Source organism: Klebsiella huaxiensis (assembly GCF_003261575.2).
In the GTDB taxonomy this organism is placed as follows: domain Bacteria; phylum Pseudomonadota; class Gammaproteobacteria; order Enterobacterales; family Enterobacteriaceae; genus Klebsiella; species Klebsiella huaxiensis.
The window spans coordinates 312,963-339,563 of record NZ_CP036175.1 but is presented as its reverse complement, the minus strand read 5'-3'; the positions used below and the strand labels follow the sequence as shown (position 1 = coordinate 339,563).

General features: G+C 52.2%; 22 protein-coding genes. 8 read left to right on the top strand and 14 right to left on the bottom strand.

Translation table 11 applies throughout. The features are described 5' to 3' along the window. Positions 1–2: 2 nt before the first annotated feature. From DA718_RS01535 to DA718_RS01500, 8 genes are all read right to left on the bottom strand, one after another. Positions 3–740 carry a GntR family transcriptional regulator gene (locus tag DA718_RS01535; protein WP_112216691.1) on the bottom strand — a complete coding sequence of 246 codons (738 nt, stop codon included), beginning with the start codon at positions 738–740 and terminating at the stop codon, positions 3–5. Between the two features lie 190 nt (positions 741–930). Further along, entirely contained in the window at positions 931–1,965 is a 1,035-nt protein-coding gene (locus DA718_RS01530; protein ID WP_112216690.1) for a zinc-binding dehydrogenase, read from the bottom strand. Further along, positions 1,965–3,476: an FGGY-family carbohydrate kinase gene (locus tag DA718_RS01525; protein WP_112216689.1), complete on the bottom strand. Its 1,512-nt coding sequence runs from the start codon at positions 3,474–3,476 to the stop codon at positions 1,965–1,967. Before DA718_RS01525 ends, DA718_RS01530 begins: the two co-directional genes overlap by 1 nt. A gap of 77 nt (positions 3,477–3,553) precedes the next feature. Next, positions 3,554–4,948, bottom strand: a complete 1,395-nt coding sequence (locus DA718_RS01520) for a PTS galactitol transporter subunit IIC (RefSeq protein WP_112216688.1) — start codon at positions 4,946–4,948, stop codon at positions 3,554–3,556. Positions 4,949–4,959: 11 nt separating this feature from the next. Next, entirely contained in the window at positions 4,960–5,241 is a 282-nt protein-coding gene (locus tag DA718_RS01515; protein ID WP_112216687.1) for a PTS sugar transporter subunit IIB, read from the bottom strand. A 39-nt stretch (positions 5,242–5,280) separates the two neighbouring features. After that, on the bottom strand, positions 5,281–5,745 hold the full coding sequence (locus tag DA718_RS01510) for a PTS sugar transporter subunit IIA (RefSeq protein WP_112216686.1): 465 nt from the start codon (positions 5,743–5,745) through the stop codon (positions 5,281–5,283). Positions 5,746–6,239: 494 nt separating this feature from the next. Beyond that, entirely contained in the window at positions 6,240–6,863 is a 624-nt protein-coding gene (locus tag DA718_RS01505) for a glutathione S-transferase family protein (RefSeq protein WP_112216685.1), read from the bottom strand. A 122-nt stretch (positions 6,864–6,985) separates the two neighbouring features. Then, positions 6,986–8,116 (bottom strand): RNA-guided endonuclease InsQ/TnpB family protein, encoded by a 1,131-nt coding sequence (locus DA718_RS01500; protein ID WP_112216684.1) that lies wholly within the window; start codon positions 8,114–8,116, stop codon positions 6,986–6,988. A gap of 165 nt (positions 8,117–8,281) precedes the next feature. Between DA718_RS01500 and DA718_RS01495 the strand changes: the two genes are divergently transcribed. The 4 genes from DA718_RS01495 (at position 8,282) to DA718_RS01480 (ending at position 12,444) form a co-directional block, all read left to right on the top strand. Then, on the top strand, positions 8,282–9,430 hold the full coding sequence (locus DA718_RS01495) for an iron-containing alcohol dehydrogenase (protein ID WP_112216683.1): 1,149 nt from the start codon (positions 8,282–8,284) through the stop codon (positions 9,428–9,430). 263 nt (positions 9,431–9,693) lie between these two features. Further along, complete coding sequence (locus tag DA718_RS01490; protein ID WP_112216682.1) at positions 9,694–11,346, top strand: alpha,alpha-trehalase; 1,653 nt, start codon at positions 9,694–9,696, stop codon at positions 11,344–11,346. A 68-nt stretch (positions 11,347–11,414) separates the two neighbouring features. Further along, a complete protein-coding gene (locus DA718_RS01485; protein ID WP_112216681.1) occupies positions 11,415–11,963 on the top strand; it encodes a GNAT family N-acetyltransferase in 549 nt (182 codons plus the stop codon). Between the two features lie 52 nt (positions 11,964–12,015). Next, on the top strand, positions 12,016–12,444 hold the full coding sequence (locus DA718_RS01480) for a lysozyme (RefSeq protein WP_112216680.1): 429 nt from the start codon (positions 12,016–12,018) through the stop codon (positions 12,442–12,444). Here the strand turns inward: DA718_RS01480 and DA718_RS01475 are convergent. Together DA718_RS01475 and DA718_RS01470 are read right to left on the bottom strand one after the other, a co-directional pair. Then, positions 12,441–13,049, bottom strand: a complete 609-nt coding sequence (locus DA718_RS01475; protein ID WP_112216679.1) for a response regulator transcription factor — start codon at positions 13,047–13,049, stop codon at positions 12,441–12,443. The genes DA718_RS01480 and DA718_RS01475 overlap by 4 nt on opposite strands. Positions 13,050–13,403: 354 nt before the next feature. Then, the gene (locus DA718_RS01470) at positions 13,404–14,162 is read right to left on the bottom strand and encodes an SDR family NAD(P)-dependent oxidoreductase (RefSeq protein ID WP_112216678.1); all 759 of its coding nucleotides are present in this window, start codon (positions 14,160–14,162) and stop codon (positions 13,404–13,406) included. 119 nt (positions 14,163–14,281) lie between these two features. On the opposite strand from DA718_RS01470, the gene DA718_RS01465 reads away from it, so the two are divergent. The 3 genes from DA718_RS01465 (at position 14,282) to DA718_RS01455 (ending at position 17,883) form a co-directional block, all read left to right on the top strand. Continuing rightward, positions 14,282–15,181, top strand: coding sequence for a LysR family transcriptional regulator (locus tag DA718_RS01465; RefSeq protein WP_112216677.1), 900 nt, complete (start codon positions 14,282–14,284; stop codon positions 15,179–15,181). Between the two features lie 77 nt (positions 15,182–15,258). Further along, positions 15,259–16,290, top strand: coding sequence for an inner membrane protein YhjD (yhjD, locus tag DA718_RS01460; protein ID WP_112216676.1), 1,032 nt, complete (start codon positions 15,259–15,261; stop codon positions 16,288–16,290). 270 nt (positions 16,291–16,560) lie between these two features. Next, positions 16,561–17,883: an MFS transporter gene (locus tag DA718_RS01455; protein WP_112216675.1), complete on the top strand. Its 1,323-nt coding sequence runs from the start codon at positions 16,561–16,563 to the stop codon at positions 17,881–17,883. 53 nt (positions 17,884–17,936) lie between these two features. Here DA718_RS01455 and DA718_RS01450 read toward each other — a convergent pair whose 3' ends face one another. Then, entirely contained in the window at positions 17,937–19,988 is a 2,052-nt protein-coding gene (locus DA718_RS01450; protein ID WP_112216674.1) for an AsmA family protein, read from the bottom strand. 195 nt (positions 19,989–20,183) lie between these two features. Between DA718_RS01450 and kdgK the strand changes: the two genes are divergently transcribed. Next, positions 20,184–21,113 (top strand): 2-dehydro-3-deoxygluconokinase, encoded by a 930-nt coding sequence (kdgK, locus tag DA718_RS01440; protein ID WP_112216673.1) that lies wholly within the window; start codon positions 20,184–20,186, stop codon positions 21,111–21,113. Positions 21,114–21,283: 170 nt separating this feature from the next. On the opposite strand, the gene DA718_RS01435 is transcribed toward kdgK, so the two are convergent. The 3 genes from DA718_RS01435 to hmsP form a co-directional block, all read right to left on the bottom strand. Next, the gene (locus DA718_RS01435; protein WP_112216672.1) at positions 21,284–22,783 is read right to left on the bottom strand and encodes a M16 family metallopeptidase; all 1,500 of its coding nucleotides are present in this window, start codon (positions 22,781–22,783) and stop codon (positions 21,284–21,286) included. A gap of 221 nt (positions 22,784–23,004) precedes the next feature. Continuing rightward, the gene (gene dctA, locus DA718_RS01430; protein WP_112216671.1) at positions 23,005–24,291 is read right to left on the bottom strand and encodes a C4-dicarboxylate transporter DctC; all 1,287 of its coding nucleotides are present in this window, start codon (positions 24,289–24,291) and stop codon (positions 23,005–23,007) included. Positions 24,292–24,444: 153 nt separating this feature from the next. Beyond that, positions 24,445–26,451 (bottom strand): biofilm formation regulator HmsP, encoded by a 2,007-nt coding sequence (gene hmsP / locus DA718_RS01425; RefSeq protein ID WP_112216670.1) that lies wholly within the window; start codon positions 26,449–26,451, stop codon positions 24,445–24,447. Positions 26,452–26,601: the final 150 nt, after the last annotated feature.

Genomic DNA, 26,601 nt, shown 5'->3' with positions numbered 1-26,601 from the left:
CTCTATCTTCGTTGCAGAATAGTACCTAAATAATATTTATCTGATTTTAACCAGACATTTCCTAAATCAAATGGCATTTTATTTTCAAGAAACACCAGTTGTTCTAAATGAAGAACCGGCGCATCCTCATTAACTTCCAGGTAGTGTCCACGCTCGCTACCAACAATTTTTGCTGCGTAACGGCTCTCTGAATACACTATCTTTTGGCCGGAGAGTTCTTCTACCGTTGGAAAAAGATTTTGTTTATTAAAATCAATCTCAGTAATTCCAGGACAAAGTGCAATATTGATTCTGTTTTCAATCAACATCACTCTTTCACCTTCCACACTTCGTACGCGTTTGAGATAAAGAATAGGGGCACCAGGTTCAATTCTGAGTTTCTCAGCCACGCTTTTAGATGCATTCTCAATATGCGATTCAATGACCTCGGTAGTAAAAGATAAATGCTGGCTGGCAAGTGATTCAGCAAACGATAACAATCCCTCACCCAAGGCATAGGAAATATTCTCTTTTTTAACGAATGTCCCTTTTCCCTGAACCTGAACCAACAGCCCCTCGTTCACCAGCATCGTTACGGCTTTTTTTACCGTCCCCCGACTAACATGCAGAATATCCATAATCTGATTTTCAGAGGGAATTCTGTCACCTTTACCTAATTCCCCTTTATAGATATTTTCACGAATCCATTCCGACACCTGCATATATAGCGGAATTTCAGAATCCTTCAGTACACTGCTCATGTTGCGCTTCCCCTGTGTAGATCATCTGTATACAAGTATGAACAAGTTACGATAATACAGAGTTTTTTAAAAATCTAACTATATGATCAACTTCACAGTTTCAGCCCAACCTTCAGAACTTCGGACGATGTATCGTTTTGTCTTGCAGAAGTGGCCCCGATATCTTCATTTCACAGGGCCATCCATATCGTTACTTATCTGCTTTAATGATAACTTTCAGGACATCATTTTCAGGATTGGCCGCAAATTCAATGGCTTCACCAATGCGAGAAAGTGGCCATGTATGCGTGATCATATCCTTGGTATTAATTTTTTCTTTCTCAACAATTTCAATAGCTTCTTTCATTTCGTACGGTGTAAGCGAGTAGGTGCCGACAATGGATATCTCATCGCGGAACAAGCGGCTGGCATCAATTTCCACTACCGGATTCTTATCAAATGGGGAGAATACGACGACTCTGCCGCCACGACGAACGACATTTACCGCCTGTGAAACCAGCGACGACACGCCTGCTGCAATTATCACGACATCAGGTCCTTTGCCCTGAGTGATTTCCGCCACGCGCATTTCAAGATTTTCATTTGCAGGGTCAATTGCATGGGTTACGCCAACTTTTAACGCCAGCTTACGTTTGAAGCGAGAGAGGTCAGATACAATAACGGTCGATGCGCCTTTCAAGGCGGCAAGCTGAGCGCTAACCAGGCCAATCGTACCCGACCCCAGGACCAGAACAGTATCTTTGGCATGGATATTGGCCGATTTCAGCCCGTGCAGACAGCAGGCCACAGGTTCAATCATCGCCGCTCGATCCCAGTCAAGGCCGTCAATAATTCGATGCGTAAGATGTTCAACGTGCAGACGTGGAATACGGATAAATTCGCTAAAGCCGCCGGGTTCAAGGTTAGTTTTTTTGAACTGGTCACATAATGTGAAAAAACCTCTATCACAGTAGTGACAGTTGAAGCAGGGAACATGTATTGCCGTAACCACACGCTCGCCAACACGATAGCGGGTAACCTCTTTTCCAACCTTCACAACTTCACCTGATACTTCGTGACCAAGGATAACGGGCCCGGTCACGGTCTGGTGTTGCGCCTTATGAATATCAGTCCCGCACAGACCGCATGAGTGCATCTTGATGAGCATGTCGCCATCACCAATTTCCGGCACCTCGACATCCTCATAACGAATATCATTTTTGCTGTAATAAACGCTGGCTTTCATTAGTTAACTCCATAACAGAGATGCTCAGTACGCATCTTGGATTCATAAAGCGGTTTATACACCTGAGTAAAAATGTGCTGATAATGCGCTACTGCATCTTTTTGCGGCAGATAACGCGTCAGTCGCTCTGTTGACGTGACCGTACAGTTAGCAATATCAACACCAACGGCTTTTGCCGCTAACATCGCTGCTCCTTTACTCACCGCTTCATCAACATTACAGGCGATAATTTCGCGATTCAGGATGTTCGCTTTAAGCTGCAGCCAGTATGGATTTTTGCAGGCAGCGCCAATAACGTTGACTACCGGATAATTTCGCCCTGTCAGGGTTTCATACAAATTGAGCAGATTCTTAAGTTCAAAACACAATCCTTGGAAGACAAAACGCAGAACATCTTCAGGCCGAGATTTATCATCCAGGCCATAGATCAACGCTCGGGACCAGGTATTGCGGTCAGGCGGTCCACTCCCACGCAGATGGGGAATAAAAATGCCATCCATTTTCCCGGCAGCAACGATATCTTTCTCATTGCTAAGCGTCTCAACCATTCTCAGAAAGGCTGGCATATCGAGCTCAAACAAATTTCTGAACCATTCAATGGCATAGCCCGCAGAAGGCAGCGAGGCATACAGAGAATGCAGCCCAGGAAGCACATGAACCCCGTTTGAAACGCGTGCACGGAAGAAATTTTCACTATTGTTAACAGCTTCGGTGACCACCAGTAAACCTTCTGTGGTCCCCGTGGAATTCAGGATCTGATTTTCGTTATTCAACCCTACCGCGACGGAACCGCACATATGATCGTGCCCGGCAATAGAGACCTGAGCATCGTCTGGTAATCCTGTAAGGGCAGAGACTTCAGAAGTTACACAACCAATAGAGGTTCCCGCATATACCAAAGGACTAAAAAGCGACGGAGAAATCTCAGCTGCGTCCAGCACCCTCTTATCCCACGCCATTTGTGCGATGTTCAGCCCCATTGTTCGTGAGGCGAGAGAATATTCAGAACGTTTCTCTCCCGAAAGCTTAAATGCTATATACTCAGCAAGGCAAAGCCACTTGCGACCTTCTTTAGCGTTTTTAATATTATCATGAAGCCATTTAATTTTATTGACGCTATAATTTGAATGTGCCGGAATACCCGTTATTTCATAAATACTTTCTATATCTAATGCAGATATAATATTCTCAAGCTGCTGCTTTGGTCTGGTATCGTACCAGGTTAAAGCTGGTCCAATGACGTTATCATTGTCGTCAAGAAGCACCCCAGCTTCACCGACGCTGGCTACCGCAACTGCACTGATATTCTGTCCAGCATGCAAATTTTTTGTTATCGTTTTAAGACCATGAACAATGCCGTCCCATATCAAACGGACATCAAAATCCGTATTATCTCCATCAATAATCCGGGGTGTTCTGAAGCTATATTGGTTCATTAATTCAAGTGCAGGAACCTGAAACAAACACACCTTACAATTTGTCGTACCAATATCGATTCCGATCGTATACATCGCTCTCCCCTTATGATGTAAGGGATATCTGTTTATTTTATTCTGAAGCAGAAAACTCTGCTTCAGAATAGACTAGATTATTTAATTACTGGAACACTACCTGTCGTAGCTTCATTATTTTCTGCAGCTTCTTCCGCCTGAAGCTGTTTCTTCGTTACCCGATACAACCACAGGCAGAGCAAGAATATGACCGGAATAAGGGCCAGCGCAATTCCGTTACCATCAAAGATTTTTACTGCCCAAAAACGATAGGGATTACCGCCGTCAAGCAGGCTTGAGATCTCACCATCCGTTTTAATGGGGAAATTCATGTCTCTGGCAATCTTTGTCAAAATTGGCGCGGCTGCTGAAGCCACATACAAGTTAACAGCCAGACAAGGGATCCCGATAATAAACGCTCTGACGATATTGCCGCGACAGGCCAGCACCACCATCGAAATAGGTACCCAAATGTTAGCCAGGTCACCCAATGGCAGCAGTCTGTTACCTGGGAGAACCACCGCCAGAAGAATACCGACCGGGATTAACAATAAGGCCGTTGAAAGCACGGATGGATGGCCGACTGCAACCGCAATGTCCAGACCGATATACAGGTCGTGACGGTCCGGATAACGCTTACGTAAGAAGTTACGAACAGCATCCGACAGCGGCAGTAACCCTTCCATCAACAATTTAACCATCCGCGGCATGATCAACATGACCGCTCCCAGGCTCATGGCAAGGTTCAGTACGCCTTTAAGGTCATATTCCGCCAGAAGACCAATACCGGCTCCCAGAATAACGCCCAGCATCATGGGTTCGCCGAAGACGCCAAACCGCTTCTGTATTTGGTCCGGATCCGCATTCAGCTTATTAAGCCCCGGTATCTTATCGAGCACCATGTTTCCCAGAACGCCTATCGGGAAGAAAATAACCGCAGACAACGTGGGCAATGAAATTCCTGGAAGATTGAAATATTTCTGAATCATCGGAGCGCACCAGTCAGCCATAACAAAGGTGATAGCAGCAGTGACGCCAGCGATTAGCAAGCCAAAGAAAAAGTTTCCGGTAACTCCGTAAACCATGGCGCCAACCATCGAAAAATGCCAGAAGTTCCAGACATCGATATCAACCGTCTTCGTCCAGTTCAGCGTTAACATCAATACGTTAATACCAATGGTCATAGGTACAACAAACGGTGCAACCTGTGAAGCCCATGCAATGGCAGCAAGCGGTGTCCAGCCCAAATCAACAACCGGCAAATCAATTCCTGTATGATTGACCATCTCTTTTGCTGCTGGTCCCAGTGTGTCAACAAGCAGGCCAAAGACCAAAAAGATACCAATAAATCCCATACCGATGGTCAGAGCCGAGCGTAAAGCCCGGCTAAAACCCGTCTGCAAGCACATTGCCATAATAAAAATAATTATCGGCAGCATGATTGTCGGCCCCAGCCCCAGAATAAACTGGACTGCGGAAAATACTTTATCCATCACGCTCACCTTTATTGTTTAAGGATAGCAACGATTTTTTCCAGTAATTCCTCTTCGCCAAAACCAGTCAGAAGCGGAAGACCATTCAGAACCGGAGTTTGCAGTTCTGTTTTAACAGCAGAAGTAACAATAATTAAATCGGCCATACCGTCTTGTTTGCCAATAGTGCCAATATTTGATTGAATAGGCTCAACATTAATCCCTTTGCTTTTGCAATACTGAACAACTTTTTCAGTCGCAACAGCTGAAGTTGCAATACCACTCGTACATGCAAAAATAATTTTTTTATTCATCATAATCTCCGGGTACATTTATTTGATTAATAGACTTTTTTAATTAAGGGCTACGGTGAGAAGTTTTTTCACTTCCTCAGGTGATTGTGTTATTAAAAATCTGTCCATTTTTTCAGTCTGTCTGAATAGACCAATAAGCTTCATCAAAAAATCAATATGAGCATTTTTTTCTTTCAATAAGAGGAAAAAAATGACATGTACCGTCATAACTTCGTCAGGATCTTCCGCTTGCTTAAACTCAATCCCTTCAGGACATGAAACCACGACAAGTTTTTCTTCTTTAATATGTTCAACATCTACATGCGGGATTGCGACACCGATTTTTTCGAGCTGCATCGCGGTCGGATTATTCTCTTCCCTGTTAACCAAGGCCTGGAGATACGTCTCCTCAACAAAATTTTTCGTCAACAAAAGACTATTAATCTCACGAAACAGAGCTTCACGCTCACATCCTGGATGGTTGAGCAGGATAAAATCGTCATCAATATTGGATGCAATTGACATAAAAAACACCTCTGATCCTAATGGGAGGATTTGCGTACAACATATCCACTGTTGGTTATGGTTGTCTATGTACAACTATGTTCAAGTGACTTAAAGCTATACCCGGTACGGATTTGCTTCAATAGCGCCGACTTTTTTTTGTGCGATACATCACATAAAAGATCCTCCTCTTTCTAAAACACATATAAACTCATTAATTATCAGATAGATAATTAATTAAAGAGATAAAATAAACAGCCAGGTCATAACCATTACCTCCGGCGGTGGTTACTTCAGGTGATGAAACGTCAGGATTTGTTATACGAGGAAACCTTTGGCTTACTGGTTTGAAGCGCAGAGAGGAAATCTGACCGTACTGAGACTCTGGTGCTGTCTCATTACGGCCGGAGTGAGGCCGGAGATTTGAGAACGCGATCGATAAGTGCTGCTAATCAATTTGATTGAAGCTATAAAAACCATACTTATAAAAATATTAGCGGCATTGAAAATGGTGTTTACGCCACGCCATTATTCCCATGGCGCTTGAACGCCGAACGCTGATTCAGCGCCATATACCAGCGCTCGACTTCCGCCATTTCCGGATGGGCGAATGGCGTCATTTTCCAGCGATGCACCGACAGACCAAGGACAATATCCGCGAGGGTAAACTGGCTACCGGTGACCCATGCTCCGGTCTGCTGAAGCTGCGCATTGACGATCTGCACGCAGCGAGTCCAGGCGGCAATGCTCTCTTTGATCGCCGCCGGATCCTGAAAGCGTGGATCCTTGCGCACCAACCCCATAAAAGCATAGCGCCAGGCACTGTTAAACTCCGTCGCCTGCCAGTCCATCCAGTGCTCAACCTCTGCGGCAGCCTGCGGTGCGCTGGGGAGCAGGTCTTCCCGCCCCGCTTTACGCGCCAGGTAGCGGCAAATACTGTTCGACTCCCACAACACAAAATCGTCATCCAGCAGCACCGGCACCAGGCTATTCGGGTTAAGGGCACGAAACTCCGGAGTCTCAATTGACTGGAACCCACTGCCATAATCTTCCTGCTGATAATCCAGCCCCGCTTCTTCACAGGTCCACAGCACTTTACGCACGTTAATTGATGAGCGCTTGCCCAGTATTTTTATCATTGTCAGCAATTCCTCAATCAAAAGAGATGGTTGTTTCACAATACTCCAACAGCAACACGTGTACAGCTGGTTGACTGCTCCCCACCCTAAAGGGCGAGGATTCCCACTTCACGGAGCCGAACCTAAGTCGCTTTATGCGATTCAGGATTTACAGGCTCTCCGTGGGCTAACACTGCCAGCCCGGCAGCTTTGATATTACGGGCCGCATTAACGTCACGATCATGGTCTGCGCCGCATTCCGGGCAAGACCATTTACGAACATCAAGAGGCATTTTTTGCATGGTATATCCGCAACAGCTACAGCGTTTTGAGGACGGAAAAAACGGGTCAATGGCGACCACTGACCGCCCCGCCCATTCACCTTTGTACTGGAGCTGGCGCACAAATTCGCTCCAGCTTGCATCTGCTATCGCTTTAGATAGCGACGGGTTGCGGATCATGTTCTTCACCTTGAGGGATTCGACGCAAACAACCTGGTTATCGTTAATCAGTTTGCGGGTGGCCTTGTGCAAGACATCCATTCGGCAATCGGCAATTTTCGCGTGGAGTCGGACCACCTTTAAGCGGGCTTTGGCGCGATTTTTCGAACCTTTGGCCTTTTTACTTAAACGGCGCTGGAGCAGCGCCAGGCGGGCCGCGTATTTAGCGGTATGGCGGGGATTACCGGACTTGAATCCGGTATCGGTGACAAACAAATCTTTTAAACCAACATCAATGCCGACCGTAGAAACAGTGATCGGCAGTGATACAGGCTCAAACTCGCAGAGGCACGAAACAAAGTATCGCCCGGTGGCATCTTTGCTGATCGTGACCGTGGAAGGGATAGACGGCAAAGGGCGACTCCAGCGCACGTCTAAAGGCGCTTTGCTCTTTGCCATGTACAACTTGCCATCACGGTATTTAAACGCGGCATCGGTGAGCGTAGCGGCCTGTTTATGGCGTTTGCTTTTGAATGTAGGATATTTGGCACGTCCGGCGAAAAAGTTTGAGAATCCGGCTTGTTGGTGGCGTAAGGCTTGCTGTAGCGGCACGCTGGAAACGTCGTTGAGCCAGGCAAATTCTGGCTCTTTTTTCAGTGCTGTTAAGCGGGCGCTGGCTTGCGCATAACCGATTCTCTCCTGGCGCTCATAGTACGCATCAGTGCGCCAGCGGAGGATGCTGTTATAGATAAAACGCACACACCCGAACGTTTGAGCCAAAAGCTCAACCTGATCGGGTGTTGGATAGAATCGATATTTATAGGCGCGTTTCATAGGGCTAACAAATTACGCTGAAAAATATAAGCGATGTTGACGAAGGTCAACAAATATTACGCAGTTACCGCACTTATATCCCCGCCCGATTGGACGAGGTCTTACGCGCAAATTGATAATGTGTATAGTGGATTGCAGGATTTTTCTCCAGAACAGGTACCCGACATGTTGACCTCTTTTAACGTTTTAACACCGGGCAATATCCGCTTTGGACGCGGCCTTGCTCGTAGCGCAGCCCCCTGGCTCGCCGGGCATTCCGCGCAGATACTGCTGGTTCACGGCGCCAGCCTGCAACGCGCTGAGTTTTTGCTGGCGGAACTGCGAGCGCATCAGCTTGACGTCACCACTCTATCTATCGCCCATGAACCTTGCTTACAGGATATTGAACAGGGCGTTCGCCTGGCGCGGGAAAAGGGCATCGGGGCGGTGGTCAGTCTCGGTGGCGGCGCGGTGATTGACGCAGGCAAAGCGATTGCGGCGCTGGTTCCAGCTCAGGGAGCGGCTCTCGAGTATCTGGAGGTGGTTGGTACCGGGCGCGTGTTAGAGGCTAACCCGCTACCGTTCGTCGCTATCCCTACCACCGCTGGCACAGGAGCGGAGGTGACGAAAAATGCGGTGATTAACGTCCCCGAACAGCAGCGTAAAGTGAGCCTGCGCGACGATCGTATGCTGCCGGACCTGGCGATTATTGACCCATCGCTCACCGACAACACCCCGCGAGCAGTGACGTTAGCTTCCGGACTCGACGCCATCACCCAGGTGATCGAGCCGTGGCTCTGCACCCGCGCCAATCCCTTTACCGATGCGCTATGCCGGGAGGCGATCCCGCGCGGAATAAAAGCGCTCAGAACGCTGATGGAAAAAGAGTGCCCGGACAGCCGCGATGAGATGGCGTGGGTTAGCCTGTGCGGTGGGCTGGCGCTGGCGAATGCCGGACTCGGCGTGATACACGGCCTGGCTGGTCCGCTGGGCGGCCTAAGCAACGCCGCTCACGGCGCGCTCTGTGGCAGCCTGCTCTCCTTCGGCCTGGCGCTGAATGAAGCGCAGATTAGCGATGAGAAAATCAAACAACGATTTGCTGACGTGCGGCAATGGCTGGCCGCCGGGCTGGATGTTGAGCCGAGCAACGCCTGGGAGAGCCTGCGAGAGTGGAGCCAGCACGCGGGTCTGGGCAATCTGCACGATCTCGGCGTACCGCGCGACGCCCTGGAGCCTGCGGCGCTCGCCGCCAGCAGCTCATCATCGATGAAGGCTAACCCGGTGATGCTGACCAGCGAGCAGCTGCTGGAGATGCTGGAAGCCGCGTGGGAATAATCTTTCGCTATTCCAGGCAAAAAGAATTTAGATTTTGTTGCAAAACGATTGCTCCGAATTTCCCTCGTGAAATCGGAGCGATTAAATATTTTTAATGCATAAAATCAGACAATTAAAGTTATAGCTGGTTGCCACTGTTCAGCGAAAATCGTGATCTAGCACACACTTTACCTCCCGAATCCCGCTGCGAATGTCTACGCTTAATAGACAGGTCGGGCGCGCCCGGCATCCTCTACAGACGCAATCCGGAGGCCCGTATAACTATGTTCAGCCAGAAATTACGCAACGTTGATGACGACGAGTTGAGGATCGAAAACGATCTGTGCTACGAAGCCGATCCGTATGAGTTAAAACTGGATGAAATGTTCGACGCCGAACCTGAACCGGAGATCATCGAAGGGCTGCCCGCCTCGGATGCCCTGACCCCTGCGGACCGCTATCTGGAACTATTCGCCCACGTGCAGAAGTCACGTATTTTCGTCGATAGCAAAACCTTCCCCGACTGCGCTCCGAAGCAGGATCCGCTGGATATTTTGATCCACTATCGTCGCGTGAGACGCGCGCCCGACTTTGATTTACGCCAGTTCGTTGAAGAACACTTCTGGCTGCCGGACGGCCGCGCCGAGGATTATGTTTCCGATCCCAAGCGATCCCTTAAAGAGCATATCGATAATCTGTGGCCAATCCTCACCCGTGAACCGCAGGATCACATTCCCTGGTCATCGCTGCTGGCGCTGCCACAGTCCTATATCGTGCCCGGCGGGCGTTTTAGCGAAACCTATTACTGGGACTCCTACTTCACCATGTTGGGGCTGGCGGAAAGCGGCCGAGAAGATCTGCTGAAATGCATGGCCGACAACTTCGCGTGGATGATTGAAATTTATGGCCATATCCCTAACGGCAACCGCACCTACTATTTGAGCCGCTCGCAGCCACCGGTCTTCGCGCTGATGGTCGAACTGTTCGAGGAGGATGGCGTGCGCGGTGCAAAACGTTATCTTGACCATCTGCAAATGGAGTACCGTTTCTGGATGGACGGCGCGGAATCGCTGATACCTAACCAGGCCTATCGCCACGTGGTGCGCATGCCGGACGGCTCGCTGTTGAACCGTTATTGGGACGATCGTGATACGCCGCGCGACGAATCCTGGCGCGAAGATGTGGAAACGGCGAAACGCTCCGGGCGACCGCCGAACGAGGTTTACCGCGACCTACGCGCCGGGGCAGAATCCGGCTGGGATTACTCCAGTCGCTGGCTGCGCGATGTTACCCGGCTAGCGAGCATCCGCACCACTCAGTTTATTCCCATTGATTTGAACGCCTTGCTGTTCAAGCTGGAAAACACCATCGCTAATCTTTCTGGCCTGAAGGGCGATCGCGAGACGGAAGCCACTTTTCGTCAGAAGGCCAGCGACCGCCGGGCGGCAGTCACTCGCTACCTGTGGGACGACGAGAGCGGCTGCTTTCGCGATTACGACTGGCGTCGCGAGCAGTTGGCGCTCTTCTCCGCCGCCAGCATCGTTGCGCTATACGTCGGCATGGCGACCCATGAACAAGCCGACCAGCTCGCCGATGCGGTACGCGCACGCCTGCTGACTCCCGGCGGCATCATGGCGACCGAGTATGAAAGCGGCGAGCAGTGGGATAAACCCAACGGCTGGGCGCCACTTCAGTGGATGGCAGTGCAGGGTTTTAAAATGTACGGTCAGGACCCGCTGGGTGACGAGATTGCCCAAAGCTGGCTGCAAACGGTGAACCATTACTACAAACGGCACCATAAGCTGATTGAAAAGTACCATATTGCCAGCGCCACGCCGCATGAGGGCGGCGGCGGGGAATATCCGCTTCAGGATGGCTTCGGCTGGACCAACGGCGTGGTGCGGCGGTTAATCGGTCTGTACGGCGAACCTTCGTAGCCGGTCACTATTCCCGGAGTCGATGTCCTGCTATGTTCTTGACATCGACTTTCGCCGGAAGCCTTATCATGCCTGAACTCCTTACACCACGCCTGCGCTGCTCACCGCTGCAGCTCGATGACTGGCCGCTTTTTCTCTCTCTGCAACAAGACGCCCAGGTGATGCTTTACGTCTCCGATGCTCGTTCAGTGGCTGAAATTCGCGAGATTTTTAATTCACGCCTGCCTGTATGGTCGCCCGGCGCTGCCCACTGGCTGTGCCTGGTGGTACGCGATCGACAGACTCACGCGCCCCTTGGCCTTACCGGATACCATCACCACACAAACGATAGCGCCGAAGTAGGTTTTCTGTTTGCTCCCCAGGCGCAGGGCAAAGGTTACGGCTCTGAATCCCTGCGCGCGCTGTGCGATTACGCCTTCTCCGCAGGCGGCATCAGGCGGCTCACCGCAACCGTCACCGCGGGCAATCAGGCGTCAAAAAGCTTGCTACAGAAGGTTGGATTTCGTCAGGAAGGCGAGCTGCGCGAATGTTATTGGCTCAACGGTCGTTGGCATAATGACTGGCTATTTGGCCTGCTGCGTCACGATTACAACCAGCCTGGGCCATCTGGCGAATAGGGAGTGGTCAACTTTTCCTCTACACTGCAGGCCAGAAACAGAGGAAGCCAAAATGCCCCCACCGAAACCGTTGCTAAGCCCACAGGGTCTGAACTTTATTAAACAAGCTCAAGGATTAGCGCTCGACCCCTATTGGGATGAGAACGGCCTGCGCGTGATTGGCTACGGCCATGTTCTCAATGACTATGAAACCTTCAGTCACTTTACGCGGGAGATCGCTGATACTTTACTTATCGTGGATCTCCTGCAATGCCAACAGGAACTCCAGCGGAACCTCAACATTCCGCTCAATCAATCACAATACGATGCGCTGGTCTCTTTAGCCTTTAGCTGTGGCCCGTCGTCTCCCGCACTCAATACTATTTTGACTCACCTCAACCAGCAGCGATTTGCACAAGCGCTGGCCGTGTGGAGAAATATCCGCAGCGGCCATCAGCAACGACAAGAAGAGTGTGTAAGATTTTCCGTTGCAGTAGATTAAGTTTCGCTGACGCCATTAAACACCATCGCCGCCTGAGTACGATTTTTCACATCCAGTCGGCGATACAACGACTCAAGATGAGCCTTTACTGTACCGGCGCTAATATTTAAAGCCCGGCTAATCTCTTTATTCGAATCTCCCGCAGCCAGCAACTGGAGAATCTCACGCTGACGATGGCTCAAATGAACCAATTTATTATCCCGTGTTTCTGCGGTTATTAACCAATCGCCTGGCAAACAAAGCAGCCCAAGCAGGATGCTGTTAATCGCCTGGGCAAAAGTTTGCAGACTCTCTTCGCGCTGAACAATAGCGCGCACATTGTAGGAGAGCACACGCTGCAGCCAGCTTTTGTTATCATCAGAAACAATCAGCAGCACCTGAGTTTGCGGAAAGCGTAGCTGTTTTTCCTGTAACAACCAGCAGCAAAATTCACTGTTCATATCGCCATCCAGAATCAGCAGAGCTTCCGGATGCGCCGTCAGCTTCTGCCAAAGTTGCTCTGCCTGACAGGTACCAAAAATATCAATTTCAGGAATGTGTTGCTGAAGGCCAATTTTCATTCCATGAATAAATATCGACTGTCTGTCAAACATGATTACCTGCATGGATTAATCTCCATCGAAAAACGCCCGATAAAATGAGGGGGAAGGGTAATATCAGCAAGATAAAATAAGAACTCGCTGTTTGGCCTGGGGCATTTTACCGATGAAGGGGATTAATGAAATATCAAAACAATGAATGGTTACATGCCTTATCGTCACCATTACGCATTCACAATATTTATTACATTTGAATTAAGGAAATCCTTAATTAAGTGAGCAAATAGATATGTTAATAATATTAATTTATGGATTCTAAACCAACCCGGCAACGCGGGCGATGGCAAAACGCGGAAAGAATGTTACGGAATAAGAAAGCGCATTAAATGCCGTCCCCCAGCATACTGGGGGACAGACTGATTATAAAAACATACCGCCGGAGACTTCCACCCGCTGGGCGTTCATCCAGTGAAGATCGTCACTCAGCAACGCGGCAATGGCATCGCCGATATCATCCGGCAGACCGACTCTTCCCAGCGCCGTTTGTGCGGCGATATGCTGGTTGACCTGCACGTTATCCCGCACCACGCCGCCGCCAAAATCGGTTTCAATCGCGCCTGGAGCGATGATATTGACCGATATTCCCCGCGCTCCGAGTTCTTTTGCCTGATAGCGTGTCAGCACTTCCATCGCCCCCTTCATTGAGGCATAGGCCGCATAGCCCGGTAGAGCAAAACGCGCCAGCCCGCTGGAAACATTGAGGATACGTCCTCCATCCTGCAATAACGGCAGCAGGCGTTGGGTGAGGAAGAACGGCCCCTTAAACTGGATATTCATCAGCTCATCAAACTGAGCTTCACTGGTCTCAGCAAAGGGCACATTGAGACCAATACCGGCATTGTTTAATAAATAGTCGAAGGTGTCGCGCTGCCAGCGCTGCTGAAGTAATTCCGCCACCTTCTGAGCAAAGCTTTCAAAACTGCTAACATCACCGACGTTTAAAGGTAATGCCGCTGCTTTCACGCCTGTTCGCTCAATTTCTGCGACAACTTCCAGCGCCGCCTGTTGGTTGCTGTGGTACGTCAGAATAATATCGGTTCCCTTCGCCGCCAGCTTCAGCGCGGCGTTTTTTCCCAGTCCACGGCTGCCGCCGGTCACTAAAGCGATACGTTGTGTCATCAGAAAACCCCTTCTCGATTGCGTTTGCATGGTTGAAGAGCTTATTAGCTGCTATAAAAACAATAAATATGGGAAATTGCGTTTTACTGTTTCAATTAAAACAACAATAGGTCCCCAGGATGGATAAAATTCACGCAATGCAGCTATTCATCAGGGTAGCGGAACTGGAGAGTTTTTCCCGCGCTGCTGATACCCTCGGCCTGCCGAAAGGGAGCGTATCGCGCCAGATTCAGGCGCTGGAAAGCCATCTTGGCGCCCGCCTTCTGCACCGCACAACCCGCCGGGTGCAGCTCACTCAGGACGGCATGGTCTACTACGAGCGCGCCAGGGACTTGCTCAGCAATCTTGAGGAACTGGACGGCATGTTTCAGCTTGATCCTTCCAGCATCAGCGGGCGTCTGCGGGTAGATATGCCGGTAAGTCTGGCTAAAAGGCTGGTCATTCCGCAACTACCGGGATTTTTGCAACAGTACCCCGGTATCGAACTGGAACTGAGCAGCAGCGATCGGCTGGTCGATGTGGTTCGTGAAGGATTTGACTGTGTGGTGCGCGTCGGCACGCTGAAAGACTCCGGTCTCATCGCACGTCCGCTGGGGAAATTAACGCAAATCAACTGCGCCAGCCCGCAGTATCTGGCGCGATTCGGCTACCCGCAATCGCTCGACGATCTGGCCGATCATGCGTTGATCCACTACGCCAGCAATCTCGGCGTACGCCCACTGGGATTTGAAGTGGTCAGCGACGGCACTGTCCGCTGGGTAAAAACCGGCGGCGTGCTCACGGTGAATAGCACCGAGACCTATCAGGCGTCTTGTCTGGCGGGTCTGGGGATTATTCAGGTACCACGTACCGGCGTTCGCGAGATGCTGCGCACCGGTGAGCTGATTGAAATTCTGCCCCACTATCGCGCCGAACCGCTGCCGGTTTCATTGCTCTACCCGCACCGGCGTAATCTTTCACGCCGGGTGCATCTATTTATGGAGTGGCTGGGCGGGCTGATGAAAAGCTATGTTGATTGAGGGGCCAGGCACCCCATAAGCGATTTTACGTATATAATTTTGGTGAATACCGTAGTAAATAAAGGAAGAAATAAGTTATGACGCCGGAAAACGACGCTCACCGCACGGCCCAGGATCCGAGCCAGCAGCCGGAAAAAAACAAAAGCACCCTTGCTACGATCAACGACTCCACCGTAGCCAAAAAAGCCAACCAGGCGCTGAAAAGCGTCACCGGGACAGCAGAAAAAGTTCAGCGCAACCCCATTATTGCGCATCTGATCCGCGCGGCTGAACGCTTCAACGACCGGCTTGGCAATCAATTTGGCGCGGCAATCACCTACTTCTCGTTTTTATCGATGATCCCCATTCTAATGGTCTCTTTCGCGGCCGCCGGTTTTGTTCTGGCCTCGCACCCCACGCTGCTACAGGATATTTTCGATAAAATCCTGCTCAACGTTAGCGACCCGATGCTGGCGGCAACGCTGAAAAATACCATCAGCACCGCCGTGCAGCAACGTACCACCGTCGGTATCGTCGGCCTGCTGGTGGCGCTCTACTCCGGGATTAACTGGATGGGCAACCTGCGCGAAGCGATTCGCGCCCAGTCGCGCGACGTTTGGGAGCGCACGCCGCAGGATCAGGAGAAGATTTGGGTAAAGTACTTCCGCGACCTTATCTCGCTAATAGGCCTGCTGGTTGCACTGGTGATTACCTTATCAATCACCTCTGTCGCAGGCTCGGCCCAGCAGATGATTATCTCGGCGCTTTATCTTGATTATATTGAGTGGCTAAAACCGGCGTGGCGGCTGATTGGCCTGGCGATTTCGATTTTCGCCAACTATCTGCTGTTTTTCTGGATTTTCTGGCGACTTCCACGCCACCGTCCACGTCGTAAAGCGCTGATTCGCGGCACTCTGATTGCGGCCATCGGCTTTGAGATAATCAAGATAATTATGACCTGGACACTGCCGGCACTGGTGAAGTCGCCATCCGGAGCAGCATTTGGTTCGGTACTGGGGATAATGGCATTTTTCTATTTCTTCGCCCGCCTGACGCTTTTCTGCGCCGCATGGATTGCCACCGCCGAGTATAAAGACGACCGCCGAATGCCGGGTAAAGCCCACGACTAAACCATCAATGGGCTGAATAAAAGACGCAAAATTCAGCCCAGCCTGGCATTTCAGCATATAAATCCAACATGTAACTTTTATTTAACCTAAACCTGGTTTTATCAACCATTATTTGAATTATGTGAAGCATTTCATGGAAGTTATTTTTCTGGCGCAGAAATTATTCACTTTTTGAGTATTTTTTAGACTACCGCTCACCTTGTTACAGATTGAAATGTCCCCAAGGCTGTGGCTATATGGCCTTTCGTTCGCAAAAAATAAGAAAGATCTATGCAAGCCACAGCCACAACACTCGACAACGCGCAAGAAACCGTACCGGTTAACTCACGCAATAAAGTCGTCGTCGCCTCGCTCATCGGTACCGCCATTGAGTTCTTCGACTTCTATATTTATGCCACCGCGGCGGTTATTGTATTTCCGCACATTTTCTTCCCGCAGGGCGACCCCGCTGCCGCGACGCTACAGTCACTGGCGACCTTCGCGATCGCCTTTATTGCCCGTCCTATTGGTTCCGCGGTATTTGGTCACTTTGGCGACCGCGTAGGCCGTAAAGCGACGCTGGTGGCCTCGCTGCTAACGATGGGGATCTCTACCGTGGTTATCGGCCTGCTGCCGGGCTATGAAACCATTGGCATTATGGCCCCGGTACTGCTGGCGCTGGCGCGCTTCGGTCAGGGCCTCGGCCTTGGCGGTGAGTGGGGCGGTGCGGCGCTGTTGGCCACGGAAAATGCTCCTCCGCGCAAACGCGCGCTGTACGGCTCTTTCCCACAACTCGGTGCGCCTATCGGCTTCTTCTTCGCTAACGGTACCTTCCTGCTGCTCTCCTGGCTGCTGACCGACCAGCAGTTTATGGAATGGGGCTGGCGTATGCCGTTTATCTTCTCCGCCGTGCTGGTGATCATCGGCCTGTACGTTCGCGTTTCGCTGCACGAATCGCCGGTGTTCGCTAAGGTTGCCGCCGCGAAGAAGCAGGTGAAGATCCCGTTAGGTACCCTGCTGACTAAGCATGTTCGCGTGACCGTTCTCGGCACATTCATCATGCTGGCGACCTACACGCTGTTTTACATCATGACCGTCTACTCCATGACCTTCAGTACCGCCGCCGCGCCGATTGGTCTCGGCCTGCCGCGTAACGAAGTCCTGTGGATGCTGATGATGGCGGTTATTGGTTTCGGCGTGATGGTGCCGGTTGCGGGCCTGCTGGCGGACGCATTCGGTCGTCGTAAGAGCATGGTGGTTATCACAACCCTGATCATCCTCTTCGCGCTGTTTGCCTTTAAACCGCTGCTCGGTTCCGGCAACCCGATGCTGGTCTTTGCCTTCCTGCTGATTGGCCTGAGCCTGATGGGGCTGACCTTCGGCCCTATGGGCGCGCTGCTGCCGGAATTGTTCCCGACTGAAGTTCGCTATACCGGCGCATCGTTCTCATATAACGTCTCGTCGATCCTCGGGGCCTCCGTGGCGCCCTATATCGCCGCATGGCTGCAGGGCAACTACGGTTTGCCTGCGGTTGGGCTCTACCTGGCCGCAATGGCGGCGCTGACAATGATTGCGCTGCTGCTTACCCACGAAACGCGTCACCAGTCGCTGTAACGCTTTGACTCTGCCCCCGGCCATTGCGGCCAGGGGCAACTTCTCTCTTCCGGCTATTTTTTCATCTGCGACAGTATCGCCCGGCACTGGTTCGCCTCGCCCTCGGCAGGTGATATTAGCGCCAGCAGCGCTGCAGCCGGCGTCACCAGCGTTGCCAACGCAGCCGCCACCGCGCCGCGCGCAATCAACGGTCCCGCCTTCACGCCCGCGTTTGGCGACTTAAAGCTGCCGCGCACGTACAGCGGCGAACGTAGGGTGATAATGCGAAAGCCCTTACTTTCCGGATCGATAGTCAGGTCCAGTTGCTCAGAGGCAAAGCTGGCGGTGCCGGTGACGTTGATCAGCGCATTTTCGGTATCAAAAGCGAATACCTGCGGTCGGGCTACGCCATTGACCACGTCGATATTGGCCGCCGCACAGTTCACCCGCACCTCATCATCGCCAAAAATCTGCCCGATAAGATAGTTCCCGACGTTCAGACCGAGGATTTCCATCAAATTGCGGCTAATCAGCCCGTCGTTCATCAGCAGCTTCAGGTTACCGTTACTGTTACCCAACAGCGCGGCAACGGAATTTCCCGTACCGCGAAGCTGCACATCGCCGTTCATTTCGCCGAGAGTTTTCTGCATCATCTCCACGTTTGGCATCAGCGCTTTCAGCTTCAGCCGGCGCGCCTGCAGGTTCGCCGTTCCCTGCAGCGGCTTTTTATCCCCTTGCAGATGAATACTGCCAGCGATAGTCCCGTTGGCCAGGCCAAGACGTAGCGGTTGCAGGCGCAGGTCGCCTCGTTCAAGGATCACGTGGGTGGAGAGATCGCTAATCGGCAGCGTGCCGCCGTGCACAATCTTGCGCCCTTTAAAGCGCACATCCGCATCCATTACCTGCCATTTATCGGTTTCAAAACGGTCATATGGCAACACTTTCCCGGCGGGCTGCGGCGAAGCTTCGCCTTTACGTTGTTCCGTTTTACTTCCTTTCCCCCCGGAATCGACGCCGATCAGCGGGCCTAAATCCACCAATCTTAGCTGTCGGGACTCCAGATCACCTTCGAGCTTAGGCCGGGGTTTACCGGTGGTGTAAGTCAGCGAACCGTGAATATCGCTCTCGCCGATGCGACCATTAAAATCCTGATAGGCAAAACGTGAACCACTCTTATCCTTGAAAGTGGCCCGCAGATGCCCATCAGTCGAGAAAGTCGGCGTATCCGGCAGCAGCACACCGGTCAGGTCGTAGAGGTCGCCCAACGAGTCTCCGGAAAATTTCAGCCGCAGATCGACCCCGCCGAGGTTAAGCGGATCGTTAACCGTACCAGTGAACGCTACCCGGGAATTGCCGGAACGAAAATCACCCTGTAGCGGGAACGGCGTCCCTTCACTGCGCAGCGCCAGCATGCCGCCGATTTTTCCCGTCCCGGAGAGCGGCTGCCCGTTATAGTTGCCTTTCGCCTGCAGGCCGAAGACGTAATCGCCAACTTTTTGCGACTCGCCCTTGCCCTTTTCACCCGTCACCTCACTAAACGCCAGCGGTTTACCCAGCGGGTTGACCATAATCGTGACGTCGGCGCGGGTCACTTTATCGTCAATAGCAATCTTGCCGCGGTCGAAAAGAATATTGTCGAGGCGGAAAGACCAGCTGGAAGGCGGCGCGTTTTTATTCGCCACATCGTTCGAGGCGAGATCAAATGTCCAGTTATTCGCTTTCTCCGACAATCGAATCAACCGCGCATCCGGCTGCTCCAGCTTGATCCACGGTAAATAGACCGTCTTGCTGAGCAACGCCAACGGCGCGAGGGTCGCTTCAACTCGCGGCAGATGTACCATCGTCACCTGCGGGATGTCTGGCGGGTTGCCGAGGACGATATCTTCGGCGTGAACGTGCGGCCAGGGAACCCAGCTACGCCAACCGCTTTCGCCAGGCTGGCGCTCCCAGACCACGCCCAGATCGCCGCGAATGGCAAACGGTCGGTTCAGTTCAGCGGAAACCTTCTGGTTAATCGTCGGCTTCAGGCGATTCCAGTCAAAGGTCGCCAGCACGATGAAAAACACAACGATCAGTAAGACTATCGTTCCCGAGATAATCGCAACGGTTTTACGGGTTCTGCTCATCCCCTTTGCACTCCTTTTGCAACATGTCAGTCCTGAATATAGTTGAGAAACGCCAGGTGCTCCGCCGAATGAGGTTTTCGTCACATAATCCGAGTTATGTCAAAAAAATAATGGAACGTTGTTTTAATATCATTGACCATAAAAGCGGCCCAGCGCACACTAGGGTTAATATTGATTTAATTTCAGGTCCTCACTATGTCTAAGAAAATTGCCGTCATCGGCGAATGCATGATTGAGCTGTCAGAGAAAGACGCGGCAGTAAACCGTGGCTTTGGCGGCGATACCTTAAATACCTCCGTCTATATTGCCCGTCAGACTGACGCCAGCGTGCTGGGTGTACATTACGTCACCGCGCTGGGGACGGATACTTTTAGCCAACAGATGCTGGAGTCCTGGCAAGGTGAAAATGTCCAGACGGACCTGATACAGCGTATGGCTGACCGTTTGCCGGGCCTGTATTACATCGAAACCGACGACACCGGCGAGCGCACCTTTTACTACTGGCGTAACGAAGCAGCAGCGAAATTTTGGCTGGAGAGCGAACAGTCTGCGGCTATCTGCGAAGAGTTGGCGACGTTTGATTACCTTTACCTTAGCGGTATCAGCCTGGCTATCCTTAGCCCGACCAGCCGCGAGAAGCTGCTAACACTGCTGCGCGAATGCCGCGCAAACGGCGGCAAGGTGATTTTTGATAATAACTATCGCCCGCGCTTGTGGAGCAGCAAAGAAGAGACGCAGCAGGTTTACCAGCAGATGCTGACCTGTACTGATATCGCGTTCCTGACCCTCGACGACGAAGATGCGCTGTGGGGAGAAAAGCCGGTTGAAGAAGTGATTGCCCGCACTCACGCCGCAGGCGTTGAAGAGGTGGTGGTCAAGCGCGGCGCAGATTCCTGCCTGGTGTCGGTTGTCGGACAGCCGCAGCTGGAAATCCCGGCCGTGAAGCTGTCGAAAGAGAAAGTGGTTGATACGACCGCTGCTGGCGATTCATTCAGTGCGGGCTATCTGGCCGTGCGCCTGACCGGCGGCGATGCAGAGTCTGCGGCGAAACGCGGACACCTGACCGCCAGCACGGTGATTCAGTATCGCGGCGCGGTTATCCCTCGCGAGGCAATGCCGCAGTAACCGTAGCGTCGCTGCCTCCCGGTGGCGCTGCGCTGACCGGGCTACAGGTTCACTGCTGACGGGTAGCCCGGATAGATGCGCAGCATCGCCTCCGGGGAAAAACCCCCGGCGCAATACCCAAAACAGATTTGCCATTAGCTTACCGGATAGCATTGCTATCCGGTTTTTCTTTACTGTCCTGGCGGAATATCAGTGACTTCGTTACGCCCTTCCACAACATCGCTGGCGCTGCTGGTCGCCGCCGTTGGCGCAGGCATCATCAGTTTTTCCCAGGTCGCCTGCAGATCTTTCATGTTGTACTCCGGCTCGCCCTGCGGCTGCTGCAATACCAACGCCATATCCTGCGACAGTTGCTGACGCAGATATTGATTGAGCATATCGACCGTCAGCGAGTTAAGAAACTCCTGGCGCAGCTTCTGATACTGCTCGGGAGCAATATCCACCACCTGGTTTTGCAACGAACGCATCCGCTGGCTAATCAGGATATACGTATCAGTACGCGCATAGGTGGCAAACAGCTTCTGCAGCTCAAGGTTCTTCTGCGCAATCAGAGCATCAAACTCATCCTGCGGCAGGCCGTTATCGCGCACTTTCGCCAGCTCACGTGCCACGGTCGTCAAGTTGGCGTTCAGGCGCTCACCCGGCGATTCGATATTGATCGCACACTGCGCACGTTGGTAGAGCACACGACAATCAAAGCCCAGGCCGATATCCTTGATATTACTCTTGCTCAGATTCTGCTGCACATGCCAGAACAGCGCTTCACGCGCAAGATCATCGCGCCAATAACGCTGGAGCGCTGCCGATTCACGAATAGGCTGCCACGGCGTATCCCACATCAGCGACAGCTTATCCTGGCGCACCGCATCGGTCATAATGCTGACCGGCGTTGTCGGCAGCGGGGATAACGTCGGAACCGCTGCTGGCGTTTCGCGCTTGCCCTTCAGGCCGCCAAAGGTTTTGTTGATCTGTTCCGCGACGCTGCGGCTGTCCACGTTTCCGACCACAATCAGGGTCATGGCGTCCGGGGTATACCATTTTTGATAGAAATCTTTGAGCTGAGCGATATCAACCGGTTGTTTCAACGGTGCCGCTGGATCGTGCCCCAACATCGTTGAGCCTTTCAGCCGATAGCGCCACCAGCCTTCTTTGGTATCAGCAGGCCAGGTCACCACCATGTCTTCACCTTGTAGCGCGTGGTTGACCGTTTCTGGGGTGATCGACATTTTACCGCTGGCGTTCGCCAGCCAGCTCAGCGCTTCTTTCAGCAGATCATTGCGGTTATTCGGTAAGCTCAGATTAAACAAACTGTAGTCATAAGAAACGATGGCGGGCGGCAGAGGACGCTTAGGGTCAATACTCTGCTGCCACAAAGAACGCGCCTGCATGGTCGGGAGGCTACCGCTTTGCGTCAGTGCAAGACGCGGGATAAAGTGGCTAAAGCCGCTCTGCTGAGTGCTTTCGCTCAGCGAGCCAATATTCACGGACAGGCGAACTTCGATACGATCGCTGGGACGCTGCGGGGTGGCTAAAACCTGCCACTGAAACCCATTCGCAAGTGTCCCCTGTTGCCAGGCCGGGTCCGGCTGGAGCGCTTCTGCCTGCACATAACCGACCGCCGCTATCATCAGCAAACCACCGGTTAAGAGTCGAATTTTTGTGCCCTGCATGTGAACCCCTGATGAACAATCCTGGTTACAACAGCAGCCCACAGGCGGGCCGCCGAAAAAATGTGGTGAGTTAAGTACGTCGTTTAGACCACGCGGAGATGAAAATGTCGCATGTAGACGTTAAAAAATCATAAGGGTCACCACCGTGCAAGCGGCAGCGACCCCTAATTATGCGCAGGAGCCCGGAGTCCAGCAAGGGACAACGGGCCTAACAGGTGGATTTATGAGGATAATTCGTGCGATTTGCTCGCTGGAGTACGGTTATTCAGGACATCATCCAGCTGTTTGGAGTCCAGCTCTTTTACCCATTTCGCGACCACGATAGTTGCCACGCCGTTACCCACCAGGTTAGTCAGCGCACGCGCCTCGGACATAAAGCGGTCGATACCGAGGATTAACGCCAGACCGGCTACTGGCAAATGGCCGACGGCGGAAATGGTCGCCGCGAGGACGATAAATCCGCTGCCCGTTACGCCCGCAGCGCCTTTCGATGAGAGCAGCAGCACCACCAGCAGGGTTATCTGATGGAAAATATCCATGTGGCTGTTGGTTGCCTGAGCGATAAACACTGCCGCCATCGTCAGATAGATTGAGGTGCCATCGAGGTTAAATGAGTAACCCGTTGGAATAACCAACCCCACCACCGACTTACGGCAGCCGAGTTTTTCCATCTTATCGAGCATGCGCGGCAGCGCTGACTCAGATGAAGAGGTTCCCAGCACAATCAGCAGTTCTTCACGAATATAGCGGATAAATTTAAAGATGCTAAAGCCGGTGGCTTTAGCGATCGACCCCAGTACCACCACCACAAACAGGATACAGGTGATGTAGAAGCAGACGATCAGCTGACCAAGCTGCACCAGCGTCCCAACGCCATATTTACCGATGGTAAAGGCCATTGCCCCGAAAGCACCGATTGGCGCCAGGCGCATAATCATGTTGATGATGCCGAAGATGACCTGCGAGAAGCTTTCGATAACGTTGAAAATCAGCTGGCCTTTGCTGCCCAGTCGGTGCAGTGCGAAACCAAACAGCACCGCAAACATCAGCACCTGCAGAATGTTGCCGCTAGCAAAAGCGCCGATCACGCTGCCGGGGATAATATCGAGCAAAAACGCCACGATACCCTGATCTTTCGCCTGTTCGGCGTAAACCGCCACGGCCTTCGCGTCGAGGGTCGCCGGGTCCACGTTCATTCCCGCGCCAGGTTGCACCACGTTGACAATAATCAGGCCGATAATCAACGCGATGGTGCTAACAATTTCAAAATAGAGCAGCGCAACCGCCCCGGTGCGGCCAACCGCCTTCATACTTTCCATCCCGGCAATCCCTGTCACGACTGTACAGAAGATAACCGGTGCAATAATCATTTTAATCAGTTTAACGAAGGCATCGCCGAGGGGTTTCATCTGCGCGCCCAGTTCCGGGTAGAAGTGGCCCAGCAGAATACCGATCGCGATGGCCGATAAAACCTGGACATAAAGGCTTTTAAAGAAAGAGATTTTCATAGGTGTCCTTTGGGAAAAACCACAGACAAAGAGTGGATATCGCGTCTGTGGCTTAAAAATAACACCCAAGAAACATTTCAGAAATAACGAGGAGTTAAATTGCAACGGAATTGTTAATTTTTTAGAGCTGACTCGTACAAGCTAACAATATCGTTACAAATTTGCATCCTCAGCATCGCTCTTTAAAAACCGTGCCATAAAAGCGTCTGGCGGCATGGCGCAGCCAAATAGATACCCTTGAACCGCCTCGACGCCCGCCTCTTGCAACCACGCATACTGCGCCTGGTTTTCGACCCCTTCCGCGACAATGCGCAGATTCAGACCGCGCGCCAGCTGGATAATCGCCGGAACCATGCTGATATCGTCCGGTAACATATCGATAAAGACTTTATCGATTTTCAGAATGTCCACCGGCAGCGCTTTGATATGCTGCAGCTGCCGCAGGCCCGCGTAGCCCATACCAAAATCATCCAATGCAATCCGCACACCGGCTTCACGCAGTGGGCGTAACAGGGAGATTATCGCCTGCGGATCGTCTATCCGGCGACTCTCGGTCACCTCCAGCACCAGCGTTCCCGGCGCGATACGGTAGCGCGAGAGCAGCGCCAGCATCTCCGCGCCGCGATCGTGGTGCAGTAACTGTAGCAACGACACGTTGACCGACAGCGGCAGCATGATCCCCTGATTTTGCCAGGCGGCAAGCTGCCGACAGGCCTCTTCCATTACCCAGTAACCGACCGGAACCATCAGCCCACAGGCTTCTATACGCTCAATCAGATCCCCCGGCAGCGACCAACTGCCGTCCGCCTGACGCTGACGCAGCAGCACTTCTGCACCGCACACCTCGCCGCTGGCGGTATCCACCTGCGGTTGCAACCAGGTAGCAAACTGTTGGTTATCCAGCGCCGTCAGAATATCGTGCTCCTCCATTAATCGACGCTGCGCTTTTTCCATTTGATCTGGATCGAAGAACTCAATCTGGTTTTTCCCTTTACGCCGCGCGGTCACCGCGGCGGAAAACGCCCGGCGATAGAGCTGTTCGGCGTTGAGCTCGCCATTAAACATCGCAATACCGATGCTGGCGCAGGGCCGCAGCTGAATACCATGCAGCGGCAAACGCTCATTTACGACAGTAAGTACTTGCTTACTTAACGTCACAGCCTGCCAGGGTTCGGTAATGCCGTTGGCCAGAATTGCGAAGTCATAACCGCTGACCTGAGCCAGCACCATCTGCGCAGGAATGATCGCCCGCAGCTTTTCAACCAAGGTCAGCAGCAGCATTTCACGCTGCGTCTCTTTCAGCACACCAGCGGTATCCTGCAGGGTTTCACAAGCGATAATCAGCAGCGCCGAAGCATGCGGACGAGTAACGGTCTGCTCCAGCATCGCCATCAAAAAGGCTTTATTGGGCAGGTCGGAGACCGGAAAGCGGGTCGACTGTAAAGAGAGTTCATCGTGCAGCCGCAGCAGGGTCTGCTGGTTACGGTTGTAGCTGCGCACCAGCATGCCTATCTCATCGTCATGATGCAGGCGCGGCAGCGTAAGCTGGTGACCCAGACGCTCCTGCTGCGGAACATCGTTCAGCTCGCGGGCAACTTTGCGCAGAGGCCGTACTATCAGGCGGTTGATGCACCAGGTGATTGCCACTGTCAGAATCAGCACCAGAAGTAAGTAAGCAGTTACTAACGTCGACAGGGTACTCATCACGAACTTATACATACGATATGAGTCGGCCTGGAGCACCAGATAGGCCAACGGCTGCGGGTTAGCAGGCCGTTCAAGGGAATAGATTGGTAATGAAATCTGCACCGGCAGCTCAAACATACGGGTGATCATCACCGGTACCGGGCGCTCGGGAATAAACCGCATCCGCAGCGCCTGGAATTGATTCGGTAATACCACATCCGCCCGGCTGACGATGCCAGCAGGCTGAATACGGCTCAGAATGGCTTCCGCGTCAGGAATATCGGCTTTCAGGATAGCCGCTGACAGCGGTTCGCGAACGGAACGCGCGATACTTTCTAATTGCGTGGCCGTGGTAAAGCGACTCTGCTGCACAAAGTGGAACAGCAAAATAGAACAGAAGACCAATACAAACGCCATGGACACGCTCGCGACCATCGCCATCTGTTTAATTGTAAGTGAACGGCTGACGCGCAACGGGGTTCTCCACTAATACTGAACGATTGCCCGACGTCGATCCCTCCACGCCGGTCGTTTTCAGGCTGATTATATACTCAAATCATTCGCTCGCGCCCGCAAGGTGTTCAGCGATGTCCTGGGATGCCTTCCCGGAGGCGGCGCGATGCG